Here is an 11765-nt window from a genome sequence, read left to right on the forward strand (position 1 = left end):
GGGTGATGCAGGGCCAGAATAGTCGGGGATGGTATGGGGTGGTGGCGCTTCGGCGCCTTGTCACTAGTCGAAAAGGTCGCTTTACATGGCGTAATCCCTCGGAAAATCCGTACATCATGCGCGACGAAATATGCCGTACCATCGAGTCGAGATATAAGGATGTCGCCTTTGCTATGAGCAACACTTGAACGGAGAGCCGGATGCGCTGAGAGGTGCAAGTCCGGTTCGGGGAGGAGAGGCGGGGAAATAGTTTCGACTACGCCCCGTCTCTTACTCTACTCCGGCTCCGCCATGGATTTGTCTATCTGGTGGCTATTATGGACTGGTACAGTCGTAAGGTGTTGAGCTGGAGGATCAGTAATACCATGGAGGCAGAGTTCTGTGTGGCCTGTCTGGAAGAGGCGCCACAACGCTATGGTGCGCCGGAGATCTTCAATACGGACCAAGGCAGCCAATTCACCGCTGAGGCGTTTACAGGCTTACTTCAGGCGCATGGTGTACAGTTCAGCATGGACGGTCGTGGCCGCGCCCTGGATAACATCTTCGTGGAGCGGCTTTGGCACAGTGTGAAGTACGAGGATATTTACCTGCGGGGCTATGGCCATGTACCGGAACTGATGGTTGGGCTGACTGCCTACTTTGAGTTTTACAATAGTCGCCGCCCGCATCAGTCTCTCGGCTATCTGACACCAGATCAGGTATACCTGACAGGACAAGGGGGCGGCGCCTGCATTGTGGACCGCTATCCAAAAGTCGCAGCATGACCATTACTCAGGGACGATTTGGGGCAGCGCCATTCTGCTGTAGGGGTAGAAACCAGACTAGCTTAAACTCTCGCTCTTTTTGTCTTGACTCATGGGTCCACCATACCTCATGCAACCTCCCTGGAAATAAGCGTGGTGCACTAAGACTCTAAGACTCTAAGACTCAGTGCAGTAACGGGTTAATTACCGTTCAGGCTGTTTTCTATTTGGGGGAGAGCAGCACCTACACCCGCTCCCACCGCACCACCCACTGCAGCACCGACGGCAGGATTGCCCGCAGCGACCGTTCCCAAAACCGCGCCACCAGCAGCGCCAATAGCACCGCCACTCAGAGCACGCTGGCCCGTTGGGCTCATGTTGGCACAACCGGCTAAAGCCACCACCACTGTCAAAAGTAAGATTGTCCGGACCCACGAAGCGGCAGGATTTGCAGTTTTTATATCCGTTCCAGACATCGTAACCTCCTGTTCAAGGATTTCTCTATCAGACAATAGTCCGTAGAAATTTGCTCATTCGAGATTATAGCCAACATCTAAGGCTTTCATCTGGCTATGATTCTCGTAGATCCAGGCTGTAAAAACCAAAGATGATGCGGACTGGTAGGCCATAAGGCGTCAACTGTACAGTCTTCCATAGTTTTCCATCCGCAAAATTGATCGTATCTGTCAGGCTTATGGATTGCGTTTGCGGTTCAAGAACCGCATCCCCGAAGTATCTGAACAGGCGTAACTCCCATGAGCCAAGCATTAGTCATTCTGCATGCAAGCCCTGATGAGGAAAATCCTCGCGCCGATACGGCCGTTCGTCCAACCGGTGCCATGTTGGCAGATAACAAAGACGTTCGCTTGTTTCTTGCCGGAAGAGATAATCCCCTTAACGACAGGAAGAATTGTTATTCCTCACTCTTGACCGCCACAAAGCGCATATCGGGCTGCTGTAGCGTTTCCCTGATATAGAAAACCCCGCCTTTAGTCGGTGTCTGGTCTGGAATATTTGTTGATAACTTCCTCATGACGCCCCATATTCATGGATGGTAAAAACACGGGAGAATAAGCTATGCCTATTTCAACTAGAAAAATCGCTGCAGTTACCTTGGGTATTTTGGCGCTCTCAGGCTGTGCTTATGGCCCTTACGGCCGATATGGACATTCAGGGTATAACCAGCCACCTCCACCCGGTCAGTACAACAACGGCTACGGCCATCCACCGCCACCGCCTCCTCCCGGCCAGGGGCCTGGTCAGTACAACAATGGTTACGGCAGGTAATCCACCGCCGTCCCTTCCATAAGCAAAATTCTGGGAACAAGTTCGGCTTCATCCAGTAAACCAACAAAAGAGGATTTGCTATGCCGCGTAAACCCATTGTACTCAGTATCGCCATAGGCCTTGCCGGATTAGGGGTTTTATCCCTCTCTACACCGGCGTCTGCTGCGCCGTTTGATCTCAGTGTCATGCTGGGCGATCTCGGGATCAATCTCGGTAACACGGGCTGGCCCCAGCAATACGGCTATTTTGAGCCGCCCTCAGCGTATACCAGCTATTACAGTCAGCCACTCTATGCGCAGTACATGATGTGGTACTACTACCCGCAGACATACTACCAGTATTATCCGACACCACCACCGCCCCTGCCGGCAGGAGCGCCCCCGCCTCCGCCTCCGCCGGCAGGAGCACCGCCGCCACCACTACCTGGCACTTATTTTAATTATCTGGGGGTGCAACCACCGCCACCGGCTCCGCCTGGCGCACCACAACCGCCTCCGCCTGGGCCTCCTCCCGGTGGACCGGGCTTTGGGCCTCCGGGGAGGCCACAACCAGGTCCACCACCCGGAAGACCAGGCCCTGGAGGACCTCAATTTGGTCCGAGAGGGGGGCCACCACAGGGTGGACCTGGAGGGCCTGGACCTCACCAAAGACCTATGGGTGGGCCAGGTTTCGGCCCACAACCAGGTCCTGACCATGGAGGGCCTCGGTTCCAGCCAGGACCAGCAGGAGGACCCCCGCAAGGGCCTCAATCTGGCCCGAGAGGAGGGCCGCCACAAGGGGGGCCTGGAGGACCTGGACCTCAACAGCCACCCCACCAAGGACCTATGGGTGGACCGCCTCCACCGGGTGGGCCAGGCGGACCGCCCCCTGGAGGGCCTGGCGCACCTTAACGGCCAAACAAAACGAGCCGCTTGTCATGGGGCTCGTTGTTTGGAACTGTTATTAATGCCCTCTATTAACAAGACAACAGATCCACGAGACATGGTGAATCTTTCTTAATAATCTTGCTGTTAGAATTGCTAATTGCTAATTTTTGGTCTTTTTGTCGTCCATGCGACATATAACACCGGGGCCAACCATAAGGTCATCACTGTTCCTAGTGCCAGTCCGCCCATGACCGAAATAGCCAGGGGTTGCAGTAGATCGGTTCCGCGCCCGATACCAATGGCGAGGGGCAGAAAGCCAAAGACATCGGCCAGCATCGTCATCAGGATGGGCCGCAGGCGCTGATGTGCAGCGAAGACCACGCTTGCTGGACGGGGATGATTCCCGTCCAGCTGCCGGGCACGGGCAAAGACCAAAATGACATTGTTTACGGCGATGGCAAAGACCAGCAAAATACCCAGAAATGCGGTGCTGTCCAGTGCTGTATGGGTAATCATCAACAAGATCAATGCGCCTGGTGCCGCCAGCGCTATGGAAAAAATAGCCACCGTCGCCGCTTTCTGGCTACCAAACTGAAAACCCAAAAGAATCAGCAGAATTAGCAATGCACCGATCAGAATGACCGTCATTTGCTGAAAACTTTTTTGTTGCTCGTGATAATAACCGCCGATATGGCTGGTTACTCCCGGCGGTAAGTGCGCATCAGCAATGATCTGGTTGGCTCTTGCTGCCGCTTGAGACAAACCTTCACCCGCTTTGGGACTGAGTTTGATGGCGGCATAGGGCACGAGATTTTGGTGGGTCACATAGGGTACCATGCCCAGCGGTTGCACGTGAGCAACTTGCGAGAGCGGAGCGAGTGTGCCATTGGGTAGGCGCAGTAACATCCCGCCAAAATTGGCTAGATTTCTACTTTTAGACCCCTCCACTTCCACCCGGATGGGTAAAATCTGCTCCCCGTGTAACAGAAATCCAGCTCGTCGACCCCAGTAGCGGGTCTTGATCTCGCTGGAAAGGGTTTGTGGTGTAAATTCCTCCATGTTGGCCAGCGCACTCGGATGGATAGCGAGTTCCGGTCCTGCGGATGGGGACTTGAGGACGATGGACTGGAAGTCATGACTGGCCTCCAGCGCATTGGTCAGATGCAGGCCGACTTTATGGAGGATAGCAGAACTGCTGCCAAAGAGTTTAATAACCAGTGGCGCGTGCGAACCAGACAAATTACCTAGCCGATTGATCATTACCTGCATAGTCTCTAAGGTTGTCAGATCTGGTGCGGCTTTTCGCAGTTTGTGACGCAGACTGCGCATCACCACTTCGGTGCTCTGTGTACGATGAGCTTTCAGTAATATGGTCAATGCCCCCTTATTCGGCGTCGCATACGCATTACCCAGGCCACGGCCCGCGACCAGATCAACCCGCTCCACATTCGGATTTTCCAGGGCGATGCGCATAAAGTCTCGACCAACGCGCATGGTTTCCCCAATGCCACTGCCCACCGGCGTACGATAAGGCACCACAAAGATTCCTTCATCCCAGTGGGGCAAGAAAGCCGTAGGCAACTGGGTGGCGCCGATCCCGGCTACGAGCGCCATCACCAGAACTACCGGTACCGCCAACCAGGGACGGCGCATGCCAGCCACGAGCAACCGTCCGTAATGACGGCGCAGCCAGCGTTCTCCAGGCAGGCGATGAAAATGTTTTGCACGCGTGGCAATCCACATGGCAAAAATGGGCGTAACGACAACGGCAATGATTTGTGAGGTCACGAGGGCTATGACAATCGCCATCGCCATCGACCGGAACAGCAAACCAATCGTGCCAGAAAGGAAAATCAACGGTAGGAAGATAATACAGGAGGTCAGGGTTGCCATGGTCATCAATGGCAGAATATCGCGTATGCGACGCAGAGCCTGTTCGCGACGCGTCTCGGCATCCCCTTCGAGCCCATGAATACCGCGCTCGACGATTACGATGGCATGATCAACCAGCGCCCCAATCGCTGCGGTGATCCCACCAAGCGTCATGATATTGATACCAAAACCCAAGGCGTGCAGGGCCAGCATAGTGGCCGCCACGGCCAGAGGTACTACGGCCAGGGTGGCAACAGCTCCGTCCCAGCGCCCCAGGAAAAGGAATACGATCAAGAAAGCAATGCCCGTCCCCAGACCAAGTGCGATCCAGACATCGCTCAAACTGGACTGGATGAGATGGCTCATTTTATAAATAGGAACGATATGCATATGTGCTGGCAACTGCGCCTCCAGCAACTGCATTCGTTTTTGCACGGCATTCGAGACATTCACCTGATTCGCGCCCTGTTGCGCCGAGATGTCCATGAGTAGCGCGTGGCGGTACCCAGCGACGGCGGCCTGTCGAATCAGTGGCGGTGGTCCGGTCTGAATGCTGCCGAGTGCCCCCAAGGCGATGGGTGCGTGCACCCCTGCGGCATTGGCGCGGCCTAATGGAAGGGTCACGTTGGCAAGATGGGCGGCGTCACTGGGGCGCGGCGTAGTCGCAAGAATAAATTGCTCATGAAACGCATTGAGTACCCCGGAGAAAAAGGGCCCCTGTTGAGCGCGCAGGGCGCTGACCACTTGAGCAGCGCTGAGATGATATTGCGCCAATTTTTGTGGATTCAGACGGATATGGACTTCGGGCCAGCCGCGCCCTGTGTCGTCCACATGGTAAACCCCCTGCACCGACAGAATTGCTGGACGAATGGAAAAGGCGAAAGTCGCCATCATGGCGGAGCTATCCAGGTGATTGGAGACCAGTGCATACTCAGACAGGGGGTAGATATTGGGCGTCATCAGCCGCACGCTCATTTTTGCTCCGACTGGGAGAACAATATGTGACAGTCGGGCCTGTAGCATCAGATAGGCAAGATCCGGATTGGTGTGGGGGCCAAAGTAGACATGCAGCTTGGTCAGGCCATTTCCTGTTTGAGAGCGCACCAACGTAACCCCTGGTTCGCCCTTGGCGGCTTCCTCCAAGGGCCGAGTCACTTGCAGCAGCATGAATTTGACCGGAAGATCGTTGGTATGTACCAGCACCGACACCTTGGGGAAGTCCACTGCTGGAAAGATGCTCTCTGGCATTTCCTGGAAGGCGATCCAACCGGCGGCCAAGAGCAAACCAATCAGGAGAAACACTGTATAACGCGTTTCCCACAAAAACCGTAGATAGCCCCGGATCATTTCTGAATCTCCAGCGGAGCGTGGCTATTCAGGCGGGTATTACCAGACATGACGACCCGTTCACCGACCTTGAGATCGCCGACTATTCGCGCAACACCATGTTCTGTATCCAATACCCTAATGGATACAGGCTGGGCATAACCGTGATGATCTACATAGACCACGGCATGAACACCGTGCATCACCACAGCAGCGACCGGTACAGCCACGGCCCGCTTTTTTGGGACTTGGAGATGTACGGAAATCCATTCTCCGGGTAGCAACCGTGCATTCGCAGGCAAATTGATCACAACAGAGACGAGGCCAGACTGGCGCGCGCTGCTTCCAATGCTGCGAATTCGCCCAATTCCCTGCCAGGGGCCTGCCTGCAGATGAACGGGTGACCCAACCGTCAGGTGAAAGGCAGTCTGCGGTGGGACGAGTGATTCTACCCAGGGCTGCCCACGACCGCTCAGTCTAGCGATGGGGGCTCCCGCTGTGACCACAGCCCCGGGGGCCACGAGATAATCAATGCTCCCTGCAAAAGGGGCCACGAGTGACTGATCCGATTGTTCAGCTTGAAGCGCGCGTGAGGTGGCGATGGCTTGTTGCAAGGCAACCCGACTGGAATCCACCGTAGCAACGGCAACAACGCCATCCCGCAGCAGGCGTTGGTTGCGCTGCAGAGCAATCCGGGCGTTGTCCGTCTGGGCCTTTGCAGCCTGAATGCGTGCCTGTAGACCTGGGGGATCAATGCGTGCAATCACCGTACCGGGCTGAAGCATCCCAGTAGGCTGAAATGGTCCTATGACTCGACCGGTCATAGGGGCTGTCAGGGTGACCTGTCCGACACTTTTGACCTGTCCCATGGCGGATATCTTTTGCGTCCATGTTGAGGCCTTCACAATCGCCACGGTAACCGGCACAGCCCAGGCCGAAGATATCGATAAAAAGGAAAGCAGCATCACCAGGTATCGCGCAGCATGGTGTGGTCGAATGCTTCGGGAGGATAGCGTCATGTGTGGGAAGTTTCCTTTTTTTCTGTAGGGTAGCGCCCCATATCAAGTTCCAATTGAGCGCGCGTCATTTGCACGGCAATTTGGGCACTGGCGAGGCGCAAGCGCGCTCGTACCCAACTGCCCTCTGCCTGGGCGAGATTCAGTGCATTAAAGGCACCCGCGAAATAGCCTTTTCGGGTCATGGTGTAGACGCTGAATGCTTCATGGGCTGTCGTGCGGGCATTATTCAATGTTTTTTCAGCCGCCTGGGCAGCGCCATAATCATGGGCAATTTGGCTGTCAATCTGCAGAATCAGCGCCTGGCGCGCGGAACGTAAGGCGGCTAACTGTTCTTGAGCAGCAGCGATTCGATCTTGATGTGCGCCAAATCCGAATATCGGCATACTGAGTGTCAATGCTCCCTGCCAGCCGAGATCTCCAGTCCGTGGTGCGGTGGCTGTGTCCACGCCATAAGCAGCACTGGCGTTGATAGTCGGTAATGTGGCACCACGCTGCACTTGAATCTGCGCGCGTGCTAAAGCGATTTGTCGATCCGCAACCTGTACCAACGGTTGCCTTTGCTTTGCCTGGGTATCCAGGTGAGATGGACTGGGCAATAGGCTCGCAAACTCTGGTCTATTGGACAACATGATCTTCCCATCTGCTGCGCGCCCTAACTGCAGATTCAGCAACCTTGTCGCAGCACGGGTCTCCGCTGCAGTCTGTTCTAATCCGGCGCGTGCTTTGTTACGCAGTATGGCAGATTGGGTCAGATCCAATTGTGATACGGCTCCGGCTTTATACGCTTTATGCGTATCCAGATAGAGTTTTTGGGCGACATTCAACGTGCTGCGCCATATGGTTGTCTGAGTTTGCAGCAAATTGAGCTGATAATAGGCATTGACGACCTGAGCCGCCACCCGCAGAAGGGTTGCCGTTTCTTGAGACCGGTTAATAGCGGATTGATCTTTTGCGGCCTTCGCTAGTGCATGCAGTTGCGGAGCATAAAGCGGGACTGAGACATGGATTTGTCCAATCACCTCGCGCGGAGCGTTGCCTGAAATGAATAGGGAGTGGCCATTCCGGCTATCGGACCAGATGCTACCTGCTGCAAGAGAAACCTGCGGCAAAAGCACGGCATGCGCCGCTTGGGAGAGATCTCGACCTGCTGCCGCAGTGTGTGCAGATTGAAAAACTTGCGGTTGCGTGCGCAGGGCTTCGGTAATCGCTGCGGGCAGCGTGAGGGAAACCCCATCTGCAAGTGCAATGCTTGGCAAAATACAAACTATGAGAGCCGTTAAATATAAGCGAACATGAAACATCGGCGAATGTTACTCCCAATCAGCTAGGCTGGTCCATTTGAGGCATATCGTTACGGTAATGAACAAGCGCGAATGGTCACGCGATCTCAAAACCCGTCTTGCAGGGCAGAAAAACGGTGCTAGCCTCTGGGCGCGAACATAATAACGGCCATCCCCGTCAGGGCAAGGAAACTGCCGATAACATCCCAGAAACTTGGGCGTATTCCCTCAACCACCCAAAGCCAGCCGATGGCCACTGCGATGTACACGCCGCCATACGCGGCGTAGGTACGCCCGGCGGCGGTCGGATGCAGGGTCAACAACCAGGCGAAGGCACCGAGCGAGATGGCTGCGGGCAACAGCAGCCAGAGCGGTTTGCCCTGTTTGATCACGAGCCAAGGTAGGTAACAGCCGACAATCTCAGCGAGCGCCGTAACAACAAACAGGAATAATATTCGCAGCAGCTTGAGCGCCACGCCCACATTTGTCATATTCGGTTCAGTTGCGAGCATGTTCAATCCTCTGCTTGGGCTCAAGATCGTATGTTTGGCCCATCTTTAGGCCGGTTCGGGTGCCAGGCCTGGCAAATGTCTGCGCAAAGGCCGCAGCGCGAGTATCATCAGCGCGCCAGCGCCGAGCAGTTTCATCCATTCCGGCAGCAATTCTTGAGTGACATGCAACTGTGCGACGATGTCAATATGCAGCGCAACAACGACATAATTGGTCAGCAGTCCAAACCCGATGGCGGATACGCTTATCCCAGCCAGATAGACGAACACAAATCGCCATCCGAACTCCTTACGCAATGGGCTGATGGTCGGCAGCAGACTGAAAGCGGTCATTCATTTTTCGATTCTGCAGTAATGCGGTAACTCACCTTAAACAGGCTGATTTATCACATTCCGATTTGCTATGCCCATCGTCTCCTCCTGACCTGGCAACAAGCTTAAACTACTTTCTCAAATCTGGGGTCCACTATAGTGCTTACCCTCGTTGCATGAAGGGCGCACCTTTAATTGCCTACGTAACCAAATTCTCCGCGCCATTGTCCATGTTTGATATCCAGACTCAGCCAGCGCGGCAGGAACGGTTCCACTCGCTTGATAGGGAAGGTTTGCAAATCGGGCACCGGTTGGTCGGATATCAGACAGGTCTTTGTGCCGACGGCGCGGAACCCGATCCGTACTTGCTGCTCGCCGCCATCAAGCAGGAGGGCGTCAGGATGTTCTGACTCCAGGAACAGCACCCGTTTGCGAATCATGCAACTGAACAGCAATTCAAGATGCACCAGTAGTGGTGTCTCACGTTGCGCTAGCGCGCTTCGAGCAGCAGCGGTCAGGCGCAGTTCGATTGTACCGGAGTGCGTGCTGGATTGCGCCGAGGTGACATCACCCATTGGTGTTGTCTCCTGTGGATTCCCACAGAGCCTCGCTGACCACTTGGACACCGAGGTTGTAAGCCGGCATACCGCCGACAATGGCTGCCGTTTCGCACACGCCGTGCAGATCAGGCGCGTCCGCGCCTGCCTGGATGGCGGCATGTGCGTGCATCAGGGCGGGTGCCTCACGGCCAAGCACCAGAAGCATGCCCAGGTGGACAAGCTGCTGGGTTTTGCGTTCAAGCGGATTGTGATGGATCAGCGTGTCCCGCAGGTGCTCAATGGCCTCGAGAGCAGCCTCACGGCCAGCTCTGCGTGCCAGATCGATTCTCAGGTGTACGCTATCGGGGATATATCCGAATAGCTCCTTGTAACGTGTCTCAACGGGAGTTTCATTCATCTAGCGGATTCCTTAAGTGTTCGTGTGTTGCGGACCGGCAGTGCATCGTAGCGTTGGATAAAAAGATCGAAGGCTTGGCGGCGGCGCGCAATGTCCTCGCGCCACTCTGCCAATTCGTCAAGACCCGCTGGGGTAATCTGGTAAACGCGGCGTGCCGCTCCAGAACCGACAGTGCTCCACTCCGAACGCAATGTGCCCCGTGCCTCCATCTCTCGCAGCAGTCGGTAGAGATTGCCGGCATCTACGGTGAGCCCTTCCGGCAGTAGTTCGTTGATGCTACGGTGAAGAGCGAGGCCATGCGCCGGCGCCTCCGCACAGAGGAGCAGCGCAAAGCTTGCCAAGTGTCGGCCTTGGCGATTCGATTCTTTGGGTCTCAAGACGCCTTCCGGAAACGTTGCATGCGTTCCGCCACTTCTTGATAAGCGGCATCAGGTAGGGCCTTTTCTCCGCCCAGCACGCGCGCATGCAATACCAGTTCTGCGGCCTCTTCCAATGCTGTCAGGCGGTTCAGTGCCACTTCAGGCGTCTCGCCCGTCACCAGTACGCCATGGTTGGCCAGCAGTACGGCTACCGTATCGGGCCTATCGAATGCCTCGAGTATGCCATTTACCGATGCGCTCGAACCGCGCGGTGCCCAAGCGACGACGGGCACATCAGTATGCATGCCTTGGCGAAGCATTGGTTCGTAAACTGCGGGCACGGGCTGCTGGGCGACGGCGAACGCGGTGCTGTGGGCCGGGTGGCAGTGAATGATCGCGCAGATGTCCGCACGATGCCGGTAAAGCCGGGTGTGCATCTCAATGATTTCTCGGTAATTGGCATCGAAATCAGACTGCAGGCCTTCTGCCGCGACCGGAAGCCAGGAGAGGTCCTTTTCACCCAGATTGGCGACCGACCCGCCACGGGTGATAAGCAGGCGGTCGTCCTGCCGCGCAGAAAGATTGGCGTGTGCTCCACGGAACAGCAGACCGCGCTCACGCAGCGCATTGGCGGTACGAATCAGTTCCTGTGCCAGATTTGGTGTGTTGTCAGACATATATCACCTCACAGTTAGATGTTTATTGTTGGTATATGTAAATAACATATACATGGAACAACAATACTCTTGGCCTTGAAGCAGTGCAAGCCATTTAGATCGTGAGGCGCAGCTGGCGGAGATGCGGCGCTTGTCGGTGGTATGAAGGTTGCCATAACTCGATTAGCGGCATGGGGATCTCTCTGCAAAAAGGTGCTGTTATTCAGCGCCATCAATTATCCACCTTGCAGCATCATAATTTTACCGCACCGTGATTCGGAGTCGCCAAAATGACCACGGCGCTTCTCGATCGGCTGACCCACCACTGCAATGTTCTGGAGACCTGAAAAGATTCATACCGGTTCAAAAAACGTCGCAGTCCCCCTTTAAAAGTGGTCAAAAATACACGCTTTTACCTAGTCATTTTTAACCACTGTTTGACATGCAGTTCGTTGAATGACAACAAAAAAACCCAAGGATGTTGCTGAAGATGGCGATAAAGGGAAGTTGTTGCGATAAAAATTCATCTGGGTAATGTGCCGTGGTATCGAGCAACAGATACCACAGCTGTACGACAGG

12 protein-coding genes and 3 pseudogenes are annotated in these 11765 nt (G+C 55.2%); 5 read left to right on the plus strand and 10 right to left on the minus strand.

Annotation, left to right across the window (positions count from 1 at the left end):
- Positions 1-188, plus strand: a pseudogene (locus tag H7F11_RS16620) (hypothetical protein); the annotation flags it as partial.
- 84 nt (positions 189-272) lie between these two features.
- Positions 273-764, plus strand: a pseudogene (locus H7F11_RS01435) (transposase); the annotation flags it as partial.
- A gap of 179 nt (positions 765-943) precedes the next feature.
- Here the strand turns inward: H7F11_RS01435 and H7F11_RS01440 are convergent.
- Entirely contained in the window at positions 944-1219 is a 276-nt protein-coding gene (locus tag H7F11_RS01440; protein ID WP_227485168.1) for a glycine zipper domain-containing protein, read from the minus strand.
- 601 nt (positions 1220-1820) lie between these two features.
- On the opposite strand from H7F11_RS01440, the gene H7F11_RS01445 reads away from it, so the two are divergent.
- Both H7F11_RS01445 and H7F11_RS01450 read left to right on the plus strand, forming a co-directional pair.
- Complete coding sequence (locus tag H7F11_RS01445) at positions 1821-2030, plus strand: hypothetical protein (RefSeq protein ID WP_193650444.1); 210 nt, start codon at positions 1821-1823, stop codon at positions 2028-2030.
- A gap of 591 nt (positions 2031-2621) precedes the next feature.
- Positions 2622-3029, plus strand: coding sequence for a hypothetical protein (locus tag H7F11_RS01450; RefSeq protein WP_193657986.1), 408 nt, complete (start codon positions 2622-2624; stop codon positions 3027-3029).
- 20 nt (positions 3030-3049) lie between these two features.
- On the opposite strand, the gene H7F11_RS01455 is transcribed toward H7F11_RS01450, so the two are convergent.
- The 9 genes from H7F11_RS01455 to H7F11_RS01495 form a co-directional block, all read right to left on the minus strand.
- A complete protein-coding gene (locus tag H7F11_RS01455; protein ID WP_193650446.1) occupies positions 3050-6115 on the minus strand; it encodes an efflux RND transporter permease subunit in 3066 nt (1021 codons plus the stop codon).
- Entirely contained in the window at positions 6112-7113 is a 1002-nt protein-coding gene (locus H7F11_RS01460) for an efflux RND transporter periplasmic adaptor subunit (RefSeq protein WP_193650447.1), read from the minus strand. The genes H7F11_RS01455 and H7F11_RS01460 overlap by 4 nt, the downstream gene beginning before the upstream one ends.
- Complete coding sequence (locus tag H7F11_RS01465; protein ID WP_227485169.1) at positions 7110-8369, minus strand: TolC family protein; 1260 nt, start codon at positions 8367-8369, stop codon at positions 7110-7112. Before H7F11_RS01465 ends, H7F11_RS01460 begins: the two co-directional genes overlap by 4 nt.
- Positions 8370-8533: 164 nt before the next feature.
- Positions 8534-8884: a YnfA family protein gene (locus H7F11_RS01470; RefSeq protein WP_193650577.1), complete on the minus strand. Its 351-nt coding sequence runs from the start codon at positions 8882-8884 to the stop codon at positions 8534-8536.
- 66 nt (positions 8885-8950) lie between these two features.
- Entirely contained in the window at positions 8951-9235 is a 285-nt protein-coding gene (locus tag H7F11_RS01475; RefSeq protein WP_193650449.1) for a hypothetical protein, read from the minus strand.
- Positions 9236-9405: 170 nt separating this feature from the next.
- On the minus strand, positions 9406-9789 hold the full coding sequence (locus H7F11_RS01480; protein WP_193650450.1) for a hypothetical protein: 384 nt from the start codon (positions 9787-9789) through the stop codon (positions 9406-9408).
- Entirely contained in the window at positions 9782-10171 is a 390-nt protein-coding gene (locus H7F11_RS01485) for a carboxymuconolactone decarboxylase family protein (RefSeq protein WP_193650451.1), read from the minus strand. Before H7F11_RS01485 ends, H7F11_RS01480 begins: the two co-directional genes overlap by 8 nt.
- The gene (locus tag H7F11_RS01490) at positions 10168-10548 is read right to left on the minus strand and encodes a PadR family transcriptional regulator (protein ID WP_031572420.1); all 381 of its coding nucleotides are present in this window, start codon (positions 10546-10548) and stop codon (positions 10168-10170) included. The genes H7F11_RS01485 and H7F11_RS01490 overlap by 4 nt, the downstream gene beginning before the upstream one ends.
- Positions 10545-11207 carry a class II aldolase/adducin family protein gene (locus tag H7F11_RS01495; RefSeq protein WP_075323942.1) on the minus strand — a complete coding sequence of 221 codons (663 nt, stop codon included), beginning with the start codon at positions 11205-11207 and terminating at the stop codon, positions 10545-10547. The genes H7F11_RS01490 and H7F11_RS01495 overlap by 4 nt, the downstream gene beginning before the upstream one ends.
- A 254-nt stretch (positions 11208-11461) precedes the next feature.
- Here H7F11_RS01495 and H7F11_RS16625 point away from each other — a divergent pair.
- Positions 11462-11533: pseudogene (locus H7F11_RS16625) on the plus strand (ATP-binding protein); the annotation flags it as partial.
- Positions 11534-11765 lie beyond the last annotated feature (232 nt).

Source organism: Acidithiobacillus sp. HP-2, assembly GCF_015100155.1.
GTDB lineage: Bacteria > Pseudomonadota > Gammaproteobacteria > Acidithiobacillales > Acidithiobacillaceae > Acidithiobacillus.